The 17,458-nt window shown below is 62.4% G+C and carries 13 protein-coding genes and 1 other annotated feature; of the genes, 11 read left to right on the forward strand and 2 right to left on the reverse strand.

What is annotated here, in order from left to right:
• From B5F12_RS11880 to prmA, 8 genes are all read left to right on the forward strand, one after another.
• On the forward strand, positions 1-562 hold a 562-nt coding region (locus tag B5F12_RS11880), incomplete at its 5' end, for a hypothetical protein (protein ID WP_158096786.1).
• A gap of 437 nt (positions 563-999) precedes the next feature.
• Positions 1,000-1,503 carry a shikimate kinase gene (locus B5F12_RS08490; protein WP_087233208.1) on the forward strand — a complete coding sequence of 168 codons (504 nt, stop codon included), beginning with the start codon at positions 1,000-1,002 and terminating at the stop codon, positions 1,501-1,503.
• Between the two features lie 12 nt (positions 1,504-1,515).
• Positions 1,516-3,402: a DEAD/DEAH box helicase gene (locus B5F12_RS08495; protein ID WP_087233211.1), complete on the forward strand. Its 1,887-nt coding sequence runs from the start codon at positions 1,516-1,518 to the stop codon at positions 3,400-3,402.
• Complete coding sequence (locus B5F12_RS08500; protein WP_087233214.1) at positions 3,392-4,246, forward strand: metallophosphoesterase; 855 nt, start codon at positions 3,392-3,394, stop codon at positions 4,244-4,246. Before B5F12_RS08495 ends, B5F12_RS08500 begins: the two co-directional genes overlap by 11 nt.
• Before the next feature lie 824 nt (positions 4,247-5,070).
• On the forward strand, positions 5,071-6,954 hold the full coding sequence (gene mnmG / locus B5F12_RS08505) for a tRNA uridine-5-carboxymethylaminomethyl(34) synthesis enzyme MnmG (protein WP_087233217.1): 1,884 nt from the start codon (positions 5,071-5,073) through the stop codon (positions 6,952-6,954).
• Between the two features lie 17 nt (positions 6,955-6,971).
• On the forward strand, positions 6,972-8,303 hold the full coding sequence (locus B5F12_RS08510) for a Mur ligase family protein (RefSeq protein ID WP_087233220.1): 1,332 nt from the start codon (positions 6,972-6,974) through the stop codon (positions 8,301-8,303).
• A 12-nt stretch (positions 8,304-8,315) separates the two neighbouring features.
• Positions 8,316-9,044, forward strand: a complete 729-nt coding sequence (locus B5F12_RS08515; protein WP_087233223.1) for a hypothetical protein — start codon at positions 8,316-8,318, stop codon at positions 9,042-9,044.
• A complete protein-coding gene (gene prmA / locus B5F12_RS08520; protein WP_087233226.1) occupies positions 9,041-9,982 on the forward strand; it encodes a 50S ribosomal protein L11 methyltransferase in 942 nt (313 codons plus the stop codon). Before B5F12_RS08515 ends, prmA begins: the two co-directional genes overlap by 4 nt.
• A 227-nt stretch (positions 9,983-10,209) precedes the next feature.
• Here prmA and B5F12_RS08525 read toward each other — a convergent pair whose 3' ends face one another.
• Positions 10,210-10,773 carry a hypothetical protein gene (locus tag B5F12_RS08525; protein ID WP_087233229.1) on the reverse strand — a complete coding sequence of 188 codons (564 nt, stop codon included), beginning with the start codon at positions 10,771-10,773 and terminating at the stop codon, positions 10,210-10,212.
• Positions 10,774-11,032: 259 nt separating this feature from the next.
• Positions 11,033-11,275: a binding site (T-box leader), on the forward strand.
• Positions 11,276-11,334: 59 nt separating this feature from the next.
• On the opposite strand from B5F12_RS08525, the gene ileS reads away from it, so the two are divergent.
• From ileS to B5F12_RS08540, 3 genes are all read left to right on the forward strand, one after another.
• Positions 11,335-14,142 (forward strand): isoleucine--tRNA ligase, encoded by a 2,808-nt coding sequence (ileS, locus tag B5F12_RS08530; RefSeq protein WP_087233232.1) that lies wholly within the window; start codon positions 11,335-11,337, stop codon positions 14,140-14,142.
• A gap of 162 nt (positions 14,143-14,304) precedes the next feature.
• The gene (locus tag B5F12_RS08535) at positions 14,305-15,282 is read left to right on the forward strand and encodes a hypothetical protein (RefSeq protein ID WP_087233234.1); all 978 of its coding nucleotides are present in this window, start codon (positions 14,305-14,307) and stop codon (positions 15,280-15,282) included.
• 55 nt (positions 15,283-15,337) lie between these two features.
• The gene (locus B5F12_RS08540; RefSeq protein WP_143482364.1) at positions 15,338-16,687 is read left to right on the forward strand and encodes a hypothetical protein; all 1,350 of its coding nucleotides are present in this window, start codon (positions 15,338-15,340) and stop codon (positions 16,685-16,687) included.
• Between the two features lie 59 nt (positions 16,688-16,746).
• Here the strand turns inward: B5F12_RS08540 and B5F12_RS08545 are convergent, their stop codons facing one another.
• A complete protein-coding gene (locus tag B5F12_RS08545; RefSeq protein ID WP_087233240.1) occupies positions 16,747-17,298 on the reverse strand; it encodes a TetR/AcrR family transcriptional regulator in 552 nt (183 codons plus the stop codon).
• Positions 17,299-17,458: the final 160 nt, after the last annotated feature.

The raw sequence follows: 17,458 nt of genomic DNA on the forward strand, positions 1-17,458 counted from the left end.
CACCCCAGCTCCCCAGGACAAGGTGGACATCCCCGTCAGCGGGGACAAGGCCGAGGCCACCGTGGGCGGCGTGGACCTGGTGCTCAACAACGCCGGGAAGGTGTTTGCCTCCGGCACCACCGTCACCGTGGAAAACATCACCCAGGGCGCCATTTACGACAGCGTCACCAAGGCCCTGGCTCAGGTGGTAGACAAGATGGACCATACCGCCATCTTCGAGTTTACCGCCACCCGGGACGGCAATGCCGTCCAGCCCGACGGCGCTCTGTCCGTCACCTTTGGTATCCCCCAGAACCTGACCGCCGACCACCTCAAGCTGTTCTATGTGTCGGAGGACGGCAAGTATCAGGAAGTGGAGATCACCGTGGACCCGGACGCCCGCACCGTCACCGCCAACCTCACCCATTTCAGCACCTATGTGCTGGCCAATGTGGTGGAGTCCTCCGGTAGTGAGCCAGTGCCCCCCACCGGGGACCACGCCCCGCTCATGGCTTATCTAAGCGTCATGATGCTGGCCGCCGTTTCCCTGCTGACCCTGGCTGCCAATAAGCGCAAAGCGTAACGAAAACCAGACCGCACCCCTGGAGCAAATCCTGCTCCAGGGGTGCTGCTATTTGCCCGGAAAGGCCTCAAACATCGCCACTCCTTGTAGCCCTCTCCGTCACAGCTGGCGCTGTGCCACCTCTCCCAAAGGGAGAGGCAAGGCGGGGTGCCGTACGCTGAAAAGGCTTTAAACAGTTCCACTTTCCCTGGTTTTTCGGCCGTAGGGGAGGGACTTGCCCCTCCCGAATCCTCCAGAGCAATGCCAGGGAGCCAACGGGCCGGGCAAGCCACGGCCCCTACCACAGCACACCACAGGAAGGGACGCAAAGCCGGGAGCAGGCCCCCCTCCCTCTTGCCTTTTCCAGGTGGAATCTGATATAATAGTCTGTCTTATCATGGGCAAATATCGCCCATCCTCCCACGAGGAGATGGGCCTGCGTATGGGATGTGAGGCAGATGGACAACATCATCTTAATTGGAATGCCCGGTTCGGGAAAGAGCAGCGTGGGCGTGGTCCTGGCCAAGACCCTGGGCTACGACTTTCTGGACGTGGATTTGCTCCTTCAGCAGCAGCAGGGGGCACTGCTGCAAGAGCTGTTGGATGAAAAGGGTGTGGAGTGGTTTCTGGACGCGGAGGCGGACGCCATCGCCTCGGTGCACTGCCACCACACCGTCATCGCCCCCGGCGGCAGCTGCATCTGCCGGGAGCGGGCCATCGAACACATGCGCAGTTTGGGTACCGTGGTCTATTTGCAGCTGACGCTGGAGGAAGTGGAAGGGCGCATCCACAACATGTCCACCCGGGGCATTGCCCTCCAGCCCGGCCAGACTTTGGCCGACGTCTACGCCTACCGTACCCCGCTCTATGAAGCTTGCGCCCATCTCACCGTCCCCGTGCACAACCAGAGCCTGGCGGAGACGGTCGTATCCGTGCAACAGGCTTTGACGCAATACAAGTAAAGGAACGATCACATGAATTTCAAACAACTGGGTCTTTGTGACCCCATCTTGAAGGCCCTGGCAGAGCAGGAGTACACCGCCCCCACTCCCATCCAGCAAGGGGCCATTCCCCCCGCCCTGGCCGGAAGGGACGTGCTGGGCTGCGCCCAGACGGGCACCGGCAAGACCTGCGCCTTTTCCGCCCCCATTTTGCAGCGTCTGTCCAAGAAGGTCCCCAACCCCCGGGTCATCCGGGCCCTGATCCTCACCCCCACCCGGGAGCTGGCCATCCAGATTCAGGACTCCCTGGTGGCCTACGGCAAGCACCTGCCCCTGCGCAGCGCCGTCATCTTCGGCGGCGTGGGCCAGCAGCCCCAGGTGGATCAAATCAAAAAGGGTCTGGACATTCTGGTGGCCACCCCCGGCCGCCTCTTAGACCTCCACGGCCAGGGCCTGCTGGATTTGAGCCACATTGAGATGTTCGTCCTGGACGAGGCGGACCGGATGCTGGACATGGGCTTTATCCACGACGTGCGCCGGGTGCTCAAGCTGCTGCCCCGCAAAAAGCAGACCCTCTTCTTCTCCGCCACCATGCCCCCCGAGGTCATGGAGCTGGTCAACGCCCTGCTCCACGACTACGCCCGGGTGGCGGTGGACCCGGTGTCCTCCCCGGTGGAGGTCATCGGCCAAAAGCTGTTCTACGTGGATAAGAACAACAAGACCAAGCTGCTGTGCCACTTAATCCAGAAGTGGGACATTCCCGCCGCCCTGGTGTTCTCCCGCACCAAGCACGGGGCCAACCGCATTGCCCGGGACCTCAACGCCCAGGGCATCACCGCCGCCGCCATCCACGGCAACAAGAGCCAGACCGCCCGGGTCCAGGCCCTCAACGACTTTAAGGCGGGGCGGGTACGGGTGCTGGTGGCCACCGACATCGCCGCCCGGGGCATTGACATCGACGAGCTGTCCTGGGTGTTCAACTACAACCTCCCCGATGTGCCCGAGACCTACGTCCACCGCATTGGCCGCACCGGCCGGGCGGGTCACTCCGGCACCGCCATCTCCTTCTGCCAGTTTGACGAGAAGGCCGAGCTGAAGGCCATTGAGAAGCTGCTGGGCCGCTCCATCCCCGTGGTGGAGGACCATCCCTTCCCCATGGTGAATCTGGAGGCCCCCAAGCGGGACAAGAATGGCCGCATCATCAACGCCGAGGACGCCGAGGCCCGTCAGGCCGCCCGGGACCGCCGCCGTCAGCGGCAGGAGGAAGCCCAGGCCCAGAAGGCAGAGAAGGCCGCCAAAGCGGAGCAGCCTCCCAAGCCGGAAAAGCCCGCCAAGGCCGACAAGCCCAAGCAGGAAAAGCCCCGGAAGGAGAAGCCTCGCCGGGAGAAGGCCCCTCAGCCTGCCCCCGCTCCCGCTCCCATCCCCGAGGAGCCCCACCACCACAAGCGTGGCGTGCGCCAAGGCAAGCTGTCCGACACCCTGCCCCAGCAGCCCGCCATGCCCGAGACCGACTTCTACAAGCCCAATCCCCTGGATTCGGACGTGATTATGGACGCCACCGCCCGGCTGCTGGCCCCTCGCCGTCCCGTCCAGCCGCCCCGCAGCGAGAAGCCGCAGCGGGAGCGCAAGGGCCGGAAGGAGCAGCCTGCCAAGCAGGAGAAACCCCGGAAGGAGCAGCCCAAGCAGGAAAAGCTCAAGAAGGAGCCCCAGCCTCCCAAAGCCCAGGAGGGCAAGGGCGGCAAGAAGCACAAGGGGGAGAAACCCTCCATCCTGCCCCCCTCTCTGTCCGGCAAGCGCCGCCGCTCCCGGGGCAACGATCGGCCCCGCCCCATCGAGTCTGCCCCCCGCTCCAACCGCCAGAAGGACTCCACCGAGCACCGCAGCCTGATGCGGCCCTACTACCTCCACGATGAAGATTAAAAAACCACTGCGTGCCCTGGGCGCTGCCCTGGGGGTCACCGCGTGTATTTTAGGGGGCGCCGCCTTCCTCAACTGGCAGTTTTGGGGGCTGGAGGTGACCCACACCCAGGTGCCCGTCTCCGGCCTGCCCCAGGGCTTTGAGGGGATGCGGGTGGTGCACCTGTCCGACCTCCACGGCCACCAGTACGGGGAGGACCACCGGGACCTGCTGGAGCAGATTGCCGCCCAGAGCCCCGAGCTCATCGCCCTCACCGGGGATATCATCGACCAGGCCAGCCAGCGGGGCACCCTCCCCGCCCTGGCCCGGGGCCTGTCCGCCATCGCCCCCACCTACTTCGTCACGGGAAACCACGAGTGGGCGGTGGGGGATATTCGCCAGACCAAGGAGCTGTTAGCCGAAAACGGGGTGACGGTGCTGTCCAACCAGTACGTGGTGCTGGAGCGGAATGGGGACCAGGTGGTGCTGGCCGGGGTGGACGACGCCAACGGCTACGCCGACCAGAAGACGCCCCAGGAGCTGTATGAGGAGATCCAGCAGGACCATCCGGGCCTGTGTACCCTGCTCCTGGCCCACCGCAACAACTACTTTGACCGATACGCCGCCTGTGGCTACGCCCTGGTGCTGTCCGGCCACGCCCACGGGGGGCTGGTGCGCCTGCCCTTCACCGACGGGGTATTCGGCTCGGGGGGTGACCTCTTCCCCACCTGGACCGCCGGGGTGTACACCCTGGGAGAGAGCACCCTGTACGCCACCCGGGGACTGGGCAATAACACCACCCCCATTCCGGGATTTCGGATGTTCAATCGGCCCGAGATTTCGGTATTGGAACTAGTGGCCCAATAAGCGCCACACCCCTGGCCCTACGGGAGAGGGCCTGGCCTTCTCCCGTATCTCAGGCACCAACCAGCGCCCCTGGCAGGGACGCTCCGCTGGGGTCTCTTTCTCAGCGATGAGAAAGAGACGAAAGAATCGCCAAAGGCGGGGCCTTCCCCCGCCTTGTGGAATCCACCCCGCGGTACTGGGAGGCGTGTGCATTCTCCTATTTCCGGCCCTTGGCCCGGTGGGGTCACATAGATGGCATGGCAATTCTTTTGCAAGTGCCAGCTTCTACGGGAAATACCACTTCTACCTCCAGGGCCTTACCCTGGTATGCAACTGTTCCCAGTTGCCGACTGCCTGGCTCCCGGCGGCGGGAACGCCGCTTCTCCGGGGTAGGCCCGGATGTGGAAACCGCCACGCCATAGGGCCAGCTGCCCAAGGGGGCCTGGTGTGGTGGCACAAATAGGAGCCACAGCAAGACAGACGGGCCGAACCCAGACTTGACGCACACCCAGCCTGGTACCCCAAGGGGGGTACCTAGGGGGGAACGCCCTAGGCGGGTTTTGGTTCCTTTTGCCCGAACAAAAGGAACCCCCAGCGGGGAGCGTCCCCGCCAGGCTGGCAAGCCAGCGACTGTGCGGTTAGACGGTCCATCCCTCCGCCCCGGCTCACGCCGGGCCACCTCCCTCCCTGAGGGAGGCTTTGGGCCGGGCAAGCCACGGCCCCTACCACAGCACCACAGGGCGTGCGTCAAAGAACAGGCAGCACCCTCTCCGTCAGCCCTGATGGGCTGCCACCTCTCCCAGAGGGAGAGGCAAGCAAATATAGACACAAAAGGACTTGTTTTCATGGCCTATCAAGCAGGACAATTTGACATTGCCGTCATCGGGGCGGGCCACGCCGGTATCGAGGCGGCCCTGGCCGCCGCCCGGCTGGGGCTGCGCACCCTGTGCTTCACCATCAACCTGGACGCCGTGGGCAACATGCCCTGTAACCCCGCCATCGGCGGCACGGGCAAGGGCCACCTGGTGCGGGAAATTGACGCCCTGGGCGGCGAGATGGCCAAAGCCGCCGACGCCGCCTGCATCCAGTACCGGATGCTCAACCGGGGCAAAGGCCCCGCCGTGTGGTCCCTGCGGGCCCAGGCAGACCGCAGACGGTACCAGGAGGTGTGCAAGCACACCCTGGAAAAGCAGCCCAACCTGTGGGTGAAACAGGGGGAAATTGTGGACATTCTCACCGACGAGGCGGGGGCGGTGTCCGCCGTGGTCACCGAGACCGGGGCCACCTACCAGGTGAAAGCCGCCATCATCGCCAGCGGCACCTACTTGAAGGGCCGCACCATTGTGGGCCCTGTGGTGCGGGACTCCGGCCCCGACGGCATGGCCGCCGCCCAGTCCCTCTCCGCCTGTCTGGAGCGGCTGGGGCTGCGCCTGCGCCGCTTTAAGACGGGCACACCCCCCAGAGTCCACCGCCGCAGCGTGGACTTCTCCCCCATGGAGCTGCAAGAGGGGGACCAAGAGGTGGTGCCCTTCTCCTTCTCCACAAAGGAGCCACCCCAAAACCAGGCGGTGTGCTACCTCACCTACACCAACGAGCACACCCACGCCATCATTCGGGCCAACTGGGACCAATCCCCCCTGTACGATGGCACCATCGAGGGGGTGGGCCCCCGGTATTGCCCCTCCATTGAGACCAAGGTGGAGCGATTCCCCGACAAGCCCCGCCACCAGCTGTTCATTGAGCCCATGGGGCTGAACACCGAGGAGCTGTACATCCAGGGCTTCTCCTCCTCCCTGCCTGAGGAGGTGCAGGTCCAAATGCTCCACACCATTCCGGGGCTGGAAGAGGCGGAGATGACCCGCCCCGCCTACGCCATCGAGTACGACTGCGTAGACCCCACTCAGCTGCTGCCCACCCTGGAGTTTAAGGGTGTGCCGGGCCTGTATGGGGCCGGGCAGTTCAACGGCTCCTCCGGCTACGAGGAGGCCGCCGCCCAGGGCTTGATTGCAGGCATCAACGCCGCTTTGAAGCTGAAAGGCGAGCCGCCCCTCATCCTCTCCCGAGGAGACGGGTACATCGGGGTCCTGATCGACGACCTGGTCACCAAGGGCACCGACGAGCCCTACCGCATGATGACCTCCCGCACCGAGTACCGCCTCATCCACCGCCAGGACAACGCCGACCAGCGGCTGTGCCACCTGGGATACCGGGTGGGGCTGGTGAGTGAGGAGCGGATGCAGGCGGTGGAGGAGAAATACGCCGCCGTGGAGCGGGAGGCCAAGCGGCTGGAGCACACCGGAGCCGCCCCCTCCCCCCAGCTGGATGAGATGCTGGCCGCCCGGGACGAGCCCCCCTGCCCCCACGGGGCACGGCTGGCGGACCTGCTGCGCCGTCCACGGGTGACGTACACCGACCTCACCCCCTTCGACCCGGACCGCCCGAAGATTTCCACAGAAGTGGCGCAGCAAGTGGAAATCTCGGTGAAGTACCAGGGGTACATTGAGCGGCAGAAGCGGCAGGTGGCGGAGATGGCCAAGCTGGAGAGCCGGGCCATTCCCCCCAATACCGACTACAACGCCATCCAGGGCCTGCGGCTGGAGGCCCGGCAGAAGCTGAGCGACATTCAGCCCTTGAACCTGGGCCAGGCAGGGCGCATCAGCGGGGTGAGCCCGGCGGACCTGGCGGCTCTGATGATCTGGCTGGACCGGGTCCATAACCCGTCAAACTGAGAAAAGAGGCTGGTACCATGAGACGATTTTTAGCCATCATTCTGTGTAAATTCATGCGCCTGGTGGGCAAACTGCTGGGCCGGGGCTCCTCCCTGCCCGGGCAGTTCGCCTTGAAGGTGTGCCCCGACGTGCTGAGCCGGGTGAAGCTGCCCCCCTACGTCATCGCCGTCACCGGCTCCAACGGCAAGACCTCCACCGTGGAGATGATCGCCGCCATTTTGAAGGCCGCCGGGAAGAACGTGGTGTACAACGCCGAGGGCTCCAATCAGATCGAGGGTGTCACCACCCTCATCCTGTCCCAGTGCGACCTGGGGGGCCGGGTGCGGGGAGACGTGCTCCTCTTAGAGAGCGACGAGCGGTACGCCCGCCACACCTTCCACTGGTTCCACCCCACCCACTTCGTCATCACCAACCTCTACCGGGACCAGCTCACCCGCAACGGACACCCCCAGTGGGTGTATGACGCCATTCTCCCCGCCATTCACCCCTCCACCACCCTGGTGCTCAACGCCGACGACCCTCAGGTGGCCTGCTTTGCCCACCAGGGCAACCCGGTGAAGTGGTTTGGGCTGGAGGCCTGGCCCGGGGCCACGAAGGAGCACCACGGCATGTACCACGACGGGGCCTTCTGCCCCGCCTGCGGCGCGCCCATGGAGTACGAGCTGTACCACTACAACCACATTGGCCACTACCGCTGCACCCAGTGTGACCACCACCGGCCCCACCCCGACTTTGCCGTGACGGGTCTGGATTTGGAGGCGGGACAGCTGGTGCTGGACGGGGACACCCCCATTCAGCTGGCCTTCCGCTCCATCTACAACGTGTACAACATCCTGGCCGCCTGGTCCGCCTGCCGCATGATCGGGGTGGACAAGGCCACTGCCGCCGGGGTCATCAACAACTACATTCTGAAAAACGGGCGCATGGTGCGCTTTACCCTGGGCCAGCACCACGGCACCCTGCTGACCAGCAAGCACGAGAATTCCGTGGCCTACGACACCAACTTGCGGTACATCCGGGACACCAAGACCCCCTGTTCCGTGCTGGTGGTGGTGGACGCCATCTCCCGGAAATATTTCACCGGGGAGACCAGCTGGCTGTGGGACATTGACTTCGACATGCTCGCCGCCCCTCACGTGCAGCGGGTGGTGCTCTCCGGCCGCTACGTCAACGACCTGGCTCTGCGCTTTGCCTGCTCCGCCGTGCCCCAGGACAAGGTGGTGCTGGAAGCCAGCATCCCCCAGGCGGTGGAGTACCTGGAGGGCAGCGGCAGCGAAGATGTGTACGTGGTCACCTGCTTCTCCGACCGGGACAAGGTGTTGGACCGGGTGGAGATTGAGGAAAAGTAAGGGGTGAGAGACATGAAACTGCAATTTGTGCATCTGTGTCCCCAGCGCATGAGCCTCTACGGGGAGTACGCCAATCTGGTAATCCTCCAGCGCATGGCTCAGGCGCTGGGCCATGAGGTGGAAGTGGTGGCCGGGGAGAATCCCGACCTCTCCAACGCCCACCTCATCTACATGGGCTGCGGCACCGAGCAGGCCCAGAAGTTTGCTCTGGAAGGGCTGCGCCCCCAGGTGGAGGACCTGAAAGGGGCCCTGAACCGAGGGGCGGTGGTGCTGTTCACCGGAAACGCCATGGAAATCCTGGGCCAGTCCATCACCGACACCCAGGGCAAGGTGTGGCAGGGGTTGGGTCTGGCGGACTTCACCACCATTGAGACCCGCCAGCGCACCCCCCACGACGTCATCGCCAACACCCCGCCGGGACATTCTCCGGTGGTGGGCTTTCTAAACAAGTGCTCTCTCACCGCCGGGGTGTCCACCCCCCTCTTTGAGAGCCTGGAGATGGGCTTCGGCAATGACTGCCAGCGGGGCCCTGAGGGGTACATCCGGGGCAATCTGATGGCCACCCATCTCACCGGCCCGGTGCTGGTGAAGAATCCCGCCCTGGCCCACGAGGTGCTGCGGCGGGTGCTGACCTGTGCCGGGGCAGAGGTGCCCCAGACCCTGCCGGTGCTCCCCCACCAGCAGGAGGCCTATGACGTGACCTTGCGGGAACTACGCAGCAAAGGAGAGAACGCAGGATGAGCGAGCGCTGGTTGGAAGTGACCCTCCCCGTCCCCGCCAAGGTCATCGACCAGGTGTGCGACACCCTCACCAATAACGGCATGACTGGGCTGGTGGTGGAGGAAGAGGGCGAATTTCTCAAGTTTTTGGAGCAAAACCGCCAATATTGGGACTATGTAGACGAGGATTTGGCCCGCCACATGAAGGGGGCCAGCCGGGTGAAGTTCTATGTTCCTGACAATGAAGAGGGCGAGGCCCAGATGAGAGCCGCCCTCCGGGGCCTGGAGCAGTACGAGCCCCAGACCGTCTCCCTGCGGGAGGAGGACTGGGCCACCTCCTGGCAGAAGTATTATCAGCCCATCCCGGTGGGTGAGCGGGTGTACATCGTCCCCGAGTGGATGAAGGGCCAGCCCATCCCCGACGGCCGGGTGCCCCTGTACCTGAATCCCGGCCTCACCTTCGGCACCGGCTCCCACCCCACCACCCAGCTGTGCCTGGAGCTGATGGAGCAGCACATCCACGGCGGTGAGAAGCTGCTGGACCTGGGCTGCGGCTCCGGCATTCTGGCCATTGCTGCCCTGGGACTGGGGGCAGAGCACGCCGTGGGGGTGGACATTGACCCCAAGGCGGTGGATGTGGCCTATGAAAACGCCGCCATGAACGGCATCGGCAAGGACCGCCTCACCGTGCTGGCGGGCAATGTGCTGGCCGACCAGAAGTTCGGCGACCAGCTGCGCCCCGGCCAGAACCAGGTGGTACTGGCCAACATCGTAGCGGACGTCATCATCCCCCTGTCCGCCGTGGCACACCGCTTCCTCACCCCCGACGGGGTGTTCCTGTGCTCGGGCATCATTGACTCCCGGGCGGAGGAAGTTGCCCAGGCTCTGGAGCAAAACGGCTGGCGGATCACCCGCAAGCTGGAGCGCAAGGGCTGGTTTGCCTACGAGGCCAGAAGATAAGAAAAAGCGGAGAACTTGCCGAAAGAGGTTGCAAGTTCTCCGCTTTTTCCACGTTTATTGTGTGTGTTGTTGCCCTGTTTTTGGACAATAAAAAGAAGTAACCGCCTCGCTCCCCAGCCCGCGGTTACTTCCAAGTAAACCCTGAGGGGGACAGCCGTCACCGGTGGCACCCCTTTTCTATCTTCGAGTATACCCCGGAAATGGTGTCCTGTCAAGGCGGAATAGAATCATCCTTTTAAGTGAAATTTTCCCTCTAGAAAATGGCGGTATTCCGGGTGGTCCTGGGCGTTTTCGTACTCCTCCCGGATGGTCCGGCGGTTCCAGTCCTGAAATTCTGGGGAGAGCTGCTCATAGCGCAAAATGGAGATGAGCCCCTCCCGCTCCGCCTGCAAGATGGCCTCCAGAGCGTCGGGAACAAACTCGCAGGTCGCCACTGGGACGGGGACGTCGGACACGGCGGCATCTGGAATCTCCAGGGGGAAGTTACAGGGCTCCAGCGTCTCCACCCCGTAGATGTACCCCGATACCCCCTGGTAGGTGTCCACCAGGGCATTGGGGTAGTACTCCTGGAATTGCAGCCTGCCCTGCTGGTCAAAGCCATAAGGGCCCCACTTCTGCCAGGGGCCGTGGTATGCAAAGCCCGTCTCCCGGCAATACTTTTCAATGGCGTTGCTCAGGTACACCAGCACATTCTCCCGCTTTTTGGAGAAGTAAATGAGGGGAACATGGTGGTTGGACACCCGGGGTTGAAGCACGTCAATTCCTGGGGTCTGGGAGGCATGGTAGAACATGGGGTCTCTCCTTTCTTGCGTAAAAACAGCAATGAATTGAAACGAATACCACCATTATATGGGGGCTCAATTCAAAAAACAATATAAAATTTAAATTGAAACTTGTCGTAGGCACGCTACACATTAAAATGGGGGGCGGAGTTCCGAGAAGATGGCTCCCTCCGACCCGGCTTGCGCCGGGCCACCTCCCTCCCTGAGGGAGGCTTTTTGGTCACAAAAACAGTTGACAAACCCCCGCCAACTGGATAAGATATAGAGGTTAAATGCGTGGAACAGGACGAGTACCCATCTGTCCCCCACCAGAGAGCCGCTCACTTGGGTGGAAGAGCGGCAGGGCGGGCCTTGGGGAATATCACCTGGGAGCTGCAAACCCAACGGGCAAGTTTTGCCCCAGTAGGCTTTGCCGGGTTGGTCTCCGTTATTGGGACCCGTCGAGGGGTCTGTGCGTGGCACAGGCAACGAGAGTGGTACCGCAGAGGTTATTCACACCTTTGTCTCTCATTTCAGAGGGACAAAGGTGTTTTTTGTCCCCAAAAACTCAAACACAGGAGGAATCCCACCATGGATTACAACAAGACCGTACACCTCCCCCAGACCGACTTCCCCATGCGGGCGGGCCTTCCCAAGCGGGAGCCTGAGCTGCTCAACGGCAAGTGGGAGGTGGAGACCTATCACAAGCTGATGAAGAAGAACGAGGGCAAGCCCAAGTTTGTCCTCCACGACGGCCCTCCCTACGCCAACGGCCACATCCACATCGGCACCGCCCTGAACAAGATTCTGAAGGATATTATCATCCGCTACAAGAACATGACCGGCTTCCAGGCCCCCTATGTCCCCGGCTGGGACACCCACGGCCTGCCCATCGAGTCCGCCATTTTGAAGGACAAGAAGATCAAGCGGGACGAGCTCACCGACTCCGAGTTCCGGGACAAGTGCCGGGACTTCGCCCTGAACTTCGTGGACATCCAGCGCAGCGAGTTCCAGCGCCTGGGCGTCATCGGCGACTGGGAGAACCCCTACCTGACCCTCAAGCCGGAATTTGAGGCCAAGCAGGTGGAGATCTTCGGCAAGATGGCCGAGAAGGGCTACATCTACAAGGGCATGAAGCCCGTGTACTGGTGCCCCCACGACCAGACCGCTCTGGCCGAGGCGGAGATCGAGTACGCCGACGACCCCTGCACCACCATCTTCGTGAAGTTCCCCGTGAAGGACGACCAGGGCAAGCTTTCTGGCGTCACCGACCTTTCTAAGACCTACTTCGTCATTTGGACCACCACCCCCTGGACCATCCCCGGCAACTACGCCATTTCCGTCAACCCCGACTTCGACTATGTGCTGCTGCAGGCCGAGAGCGGCGAGGTGTATATCCTGGCTGAGGGCCTGGTGGAGTCCGTGTGCAAGGCCGCTGGCCTGGATCAGGCCGCCTGCACCGTGCTGGCCACCTTCAAGGGCAGCGACTTCGAGCTGATGCGTGCCAAGCACCCCCTGTTCGACCGGGAGAGCGTCATCCTCTGCGGCGACCACGTGACCCTGGACGCCGGTACCGGCTGCGTCCACACCGCCCCCGGCTTCGGCGCCGACGACTTTAACATCTGCAAGGCCTACGACGATGCGGGCAAGACCCACATCGGCACCCCCGTGCCCGTCAACGCCAAGGGCGTCATGACCGACGAGCGGTACAACGGCCAGTTCTACGCCAAGGGCAACGACCTGGTGGTGGCCGACCTGGAGGCCGAGGGCTTCCTGCTGGCCAAGGAGAACATCGTCCACTCCTACCCCCACTGCTGGCGCTGCAAGAACCCCATCATCTACCGTGCCACCGAGCAGTGGTTCTGCTCCGTGGACGCCATCAAGGACACCGCCGTCCAGAGCTGCGACAACATCTCCTGGCACCCCTCCTGGGGCAAGGACCGCATGACCTCCATGATCAGCGAGCGCAACGACTGGTGCATCTCCCGTCAGCGCAAGTGGGGCGTGCCCATCCCCATCTTCTACTGCGACCAGTGCGGGGCCGACCTTGTCACCCCCGAGACCATCGCCCGGGTATCCCAGCTGTTCCGGGAGCACGGGTCGAATGTCTGGTTTGAAAAGACCGCCGACGAGCTGGTGGAGGGTCTGGGCCTGAAGTGCCCCCACTGTGGTGGCGTCCACTTCTCCAAGGAGTCCGACATCATGGACGTGTGGTTCGACTCCGGCTCCACCCACGCCGCCGTGCTGGATGAGCGCTCCGAGCTGACCTTCCCCGCCGACGTGTACCTGGAGGGCGGCGACCAGTACCGTGGCTGGTTCCAGTCCTCCATGCTCACCTCCATCGCCGCCAAGGGTGTGGCCCCCTACAAGCAGATCATCACCCACGGCTGGACCGTGGACGGCGAGGGTAAGGCCATGCACAAGTCCCTGGGCAATGCCGTGTCCCCCGACGAGGTGATCAAGGACTACGGCGCTGACATGCTGCGCCTGTGGGTGGCCTCCGCCGACTACACCCAGGACATGCGCATCTCCCCCGAGATTTTGAAGCAGCTCAGCCAGGCCTACCTGAAGATCCGCAACACCGCCCGCTACATGCTGGGCAACCTGGCCGGCTTCGATCCCAACGCCCCTGTGGCCGTGGCCGACATGATGGAGCTGGACCGCTGGGCCGTGCACCAGTTCAACAACCTGGTGGCCGCCTGCCGCGGGGCCTATGAGCGCTACGAGTTCCACGCCGCCTACCGCGCCATCTACAACTTCTGCGTGGTGGAGATGTCCAACTTCTACCTGGATATCATCAAGGACCGCCTGTACTGTGGCGATGAGGCGGGCCGCCGCTCCGCTCAGACCGCCCTGTATATCATCGTGGACGGTATGACCCGTCTGCTGGCCCCCATCCTGGCCTTCACCAGCCAGGAGATCTGGGCTGCTATGCCCCACGCTGACAGCGACGACACCGAGTGCGTGCTCTTTAACGACATTCCCGCCGTCAATCCCGCCTACTCCATGACCGAGGCCGAGGACGAGAAGTGGAACCGCATCATCGCCCTGCGGGACGACGTGAACAAGGCTCTGGAGATCGCGAGAAGCGAGCAGGGCATTAAGAAGAGCACCGACGCCGCTCTGTCCCTCACCTTCACCGCTGCCGCCTTCGAGCAGTTCCAGGCCATGAACCTCTCCGAGGCCGATCTGGCCACCCTGTGCATCGTCTCCCAGGTCACTGTGGCCCAGGGCGAAGGCCAGGGCTACCAGGGCGAGGAGTTCGAGGGCCTCACCGTGGCTGTCTCTCTGGCCGCTGGCGAGAAGTGCCCCCGCTGCTGGAACCACGACACCAGCATCGGCACCGACCACGGCCACAACCAGCTGTGCGCTCGCTGCGCCGCTGTGCTGGGCGAATAATCCATCGCAATACCAAAACCTCCGGGAAATTGTACAATTTTCCGGAGGGTTTTTCTCTCTCGTCCACCCTTGGCCCTAAGGGGTTGTTATGGTATGCTGAACATACAAGAGAAAGCCTGTGAACCGCGCTCAGGAGCCTGCATAAATAAGGAGGGATATCTCATGAAAAAGGCAAGCATACGCAAATCTGCCCTTAAAATTGTGGCGGTGTTGGTGGTCCTGGTGGCGGTGGCCACCGCTGCGTTCTTCCGCTCCAAACCCATGCTGGACCCCGCCGATTCCCCCCGGATTTCCCTCATTACGGCTGACTACGAGAACGGCGGGGAGAGCTACCGCTCTACCATGGAGCAGACGGACATTTCCCAGAACTTGAACAACCAGCTGATTGCCCTCTTTCAAGGGACCCAGATGCGAAATGTCCGCTTCCTGCGCCCCCAGTCCTTCCGCATGGAGCCGGACTCTGTGTATCTCAACGTCTGGGTGGAGACGGCCCGTGTGTCCATGCTGGTGAACCTCTCCACCAATTCCGACTACAATTCTGCCCAGTTTGGGGACACCCATTATGCCATTGTGAATGGCGCCGACCTGTACCAGAAGGTGTATGAGCTGCTGTCCCCCCTCCTGGTGGCCCATGGCTCCCCTTGGAGCTCTACAGAGCCGCCCACCCCCACGCCAGCTCCCACGCCCACCATGACCCCGCCTCCGGAGGAGCCAGAGGGCCCGCCCTCCCAGTTGCCAGAGCGGGTATGGTCCTTCACCGACCCGGACCAGGTCAGCCAGGAGCGGTTTTCCTACTCCCAGGCAGAGCAGGACGCCGCTGTAGCTGCGGTGAGAAACGAGCTGGAACAAGAGGCGGAGCAGGAGTATACCATCTCCCTCACCATCGGGGAAATCACTCCATCTCCCTCTGAGACGGCGTGGCAGTGGAAACACTATTTCTGCAGGGAGTCGGAACTGTTTGCCGACTGGACGCAAGAGGATATGCTCACCCGATTTATGGTGGTATCTGCCCAGTATGATGTGGAGTATGACAACACCAAGACATTCATGAATTCGGGAAAGGTAACACAGAACTTTTTCCTCACCAAAGAGGACGGAGTCTGGAGCGTGTGGGATCGGCAATCCCCCGATGTAACCTAAGTACGTTTTGGACTCAGAGTATGGTTCTAAGCGCCTATGAGAGGAGGGGCAATCCATGAAACACAGGAAACGTATACTTCCAATTGCAGCGGTGTTGGTGGTCCTGGTAGCCGTGGCCGCCGCCGCGTTCTTCCGCTCCAAACCCATGCTGGACCTCGCCGACACCCTCCAGGTGCGCTCCATCAGCGCCGACTACTGGAACAGCGGGGAGACCTATCACTGTGACATCTCCCAGGAGAATATTCCCCAGAAATTGAGTAGCGATCTGGTGTCTCTCTTTCAGGGGGTCACCATCCGAAACACCCTCTTTCCCCGTCCGAACACCTACACCGTGGAGCCGGACTCTGTGTACATCAGCATCCAGGTGGGGCTGGCTGAGGGGTCCATGCGGGTGAACCTGAGCACCAATTCCGCCTACACATCCGCCCAATTTGGGGACACCCATTACTCCATTGTGGACGGTCAGGACTTGTACCAGAAGGTGTATGATCGGCTGTCCCCCCTCCTGGTGGCCCATGGCTCCCCTGGAGCCCCAGAGGGAGAGCCCAGTCCCACCCCGAGCCAGCTGCCCCAGACGGTGCCCTGGGAGGTACCGGAGCAGCCGTCGGTGTCCTACGAGGAGTATTTTGAGCAGGAGCGGGAGTACGAATTCTTTGAGCACCTGGATTCTGCGTGGTTTTACGACCAGTGCGACTTTGAGTATCGGGACGGCGCCCTGTATCTGGTGGACAGCCAAAAAACCGGGGAGGCGCTGTGGAAGGTCTGGGACACGGACAACTTGGAGGTCAAGGCGGTGGACCCGGCGTGGATCTACGGCATCGTAGATGGCAAGACCCTCATCCGCATGGACTACAAAGGGAACCACCAGGAGACCCTCTTTGTGGATGACAGCGGCCTCATTTCCACCATGAATCGGGGCATTTCCAACCCTCTGACTGTGGCGTATACCTATCGCTATGATGGAACGCCTGCGCCCGCCTGCATCCAGAATCCCCTGCCTCTGGCCGACCGCTCGGTGCTGTACTTCTGGGCTGGAGCAGAAGATGGGGACGGGGCGGCCCTATACCGTCTGTATGTGCACGACGGACACACCGACGTGGTGCATCAGTACACCCAGAAGGAGTTGGAGCAGTACCGCTTCCCCGACTACCCGGAGCTGGAGGGCACCGGGCCCTACTACCGCATTTCTGCGCCGAACCCAGTGTCCAATGTGGAAGTGCGCTGGTCTGTTGGGAACCCGGAGTTCTTCCAGCGGTTTGAAGCGGAGGTGCAGGGGGACTTTGGCAAGCTCACCGACACGGAGCTGATCCACCATAATACCATTGGCTACCATCTGCACAGCCAGCTGAACTGCACCAAAAATACCTTCACAGGCGCTTTCCAACAGGTAGAGCCGGAGTGGTAACAAATCAGGAATGCAGACCCCCAGGAGCTCGCCATTTGGCGGGCTCCTGGGGGTCTTTTTTATCGGTGGGTCACCCCGGCGATGAGGTCGTCGGTGCGCCGGGCCATGTCCTGGGGGGACTCGGGGCAGCCCCGGGACAGCCAGTCTTTGATGAGGCCCATGCCCCCCGCCACGCAGAAGGTGTAGCGATAGGCCACATCCGGCTGGGTGCGCTGCAAGGGGGTGAGAATGTACTGGGAGAGCATCTCCTCAATGTGGTGGAGAAAGCCAATGTCCCCCCGGGGGCCCAGCAGAGCGGCGCAGATGTCCCGGTTGGCAAAGAGGATGGAGAACACATCCTCCAAAAAGGCCAGGGTGTCCCCCTCAAACCGCCCGGTCAGCGTCTGCTCCATGGCGTGGCGAATCTGCTCATACAGCTCCTGCTCCACACACTCCAGCATGTGGGGAATGTCCCGGTAGTGGAGATAGAAGGTGGAGCGGTTGATGTCCACCAAATCCACCAGTTCGGTGACCGTCACCTCGTTGACGCTCTTCTCCCCCATCAGCTGGGCCAACCCCTGGCGCAGCTGGGCCCGGGTGCGCCGCACCCGTCGGTCTGGTTTCCGCTCCATCCCAAGCCCCTCCTGTCTTGTAAATCTTTTTTGAACAATGGACATTCTGTCGTCACTCTGTCTAGTAATCCACAGAACGCCGACCAATTGTCGGTTGTGTTGTCTCATCCCCTCCAGTATAATGCCTCTTGTAAAAAATCACAATACTGAGATGTATAGT

This window comes from Pseudoflavonifractor sp. An176 (genome assembly GCF_002160435.1).
In the GTDB taxonomy this organism is placed as follows: Bacteria; Bacillota; Clostridia; order Oscillospirales; family Oscillospiraceae; genus Enterenecus; species Enterenecus faecium.

Bases quoted from the DNA above. Each gene is read 5' to 3' on its own strand.
- B5F12_RS08525 (WP_087233229.1), bottom strand. From the start codon at position 10,773: ATGTTCTACCATGCCTCCCAGACCCCAGGAATTGACGTGCTTCAACCC.
- B5F12_RS08540 (WP_143482364.1), top strand. From the start codon at position 15,338: ATGAAACACAGGAAACGTATACTTCCAATTGCAGCGGTGTTGGTGGTC.
- B5F12_RS08545 (WP_087233240.1), bottom strand. From the start codon at position 17,298: ATGGAGCGGAAACCAGACCGACGGGTGCGGCGCACCCGGGCCCAGCTG.
- B5F12_RS08490 (WP_087233208.1), top strand. From the start codon at position 1,000: ATGGACAACATCATCTTAATTGGAATGCCCGGTTCGGGAAAGAGCAGC.
- B5F12_RS08500 (WP_087233214.1), top strand. From the start codon at position 3,392: ATGAAGATTAAAAAACCACTGCGTGCCCTGGGCGCTGCCCTGGGGGTC.
- ileS (WP_087233232.1), top strand. From the start codon at position 11,335: ATGGATTACAACAAGACCGTACACCTCCCCCAGACCGACTTCCCCATG.
- B5F12_RS08495 (WP_087233211.1), top strand. From the start codon at position 1,516: ATGAATTTCAAACAACTGGGTCTTTGTGACCCCATCTTGAAGGCCCTG.
- prmA (WP_087233226.1), top strand. From the start codon at position 9,041: ATGAGCGAGCGCTGGTTGGAAGTGACCCTCCCCGTCCCCGCCAAGGTC.
- B5F12_RS08535 (WP_087233234.1), top strand. From the start codon at position 14,305: ATGAAAAAGGCAAGCATACGCAAATCTGCCCTTAAAATTGTGGCGGTG.
- B5F12_RS08510 (WP_087233220.1), top strand. From the start codon at position 6,972: ATGAGACGATTTTTAGCCATCATTCTGTGTAAATTCATGCGCCTGGTG.
- mnmG (WP_087233217.1), top strand. From the start codon at position 5,071: ATGGCCTATCAAGCAGGACAATTTGACATTGCCGTCATCGGGGCGGGC.
- B5F12_RS08515 (WP_087233223.1), top strand. From the start codon at position 8,316: ATGAAACTGCAATTTGTGCATCTGTGTCCCCAGCGCATGAGCCTCTAC.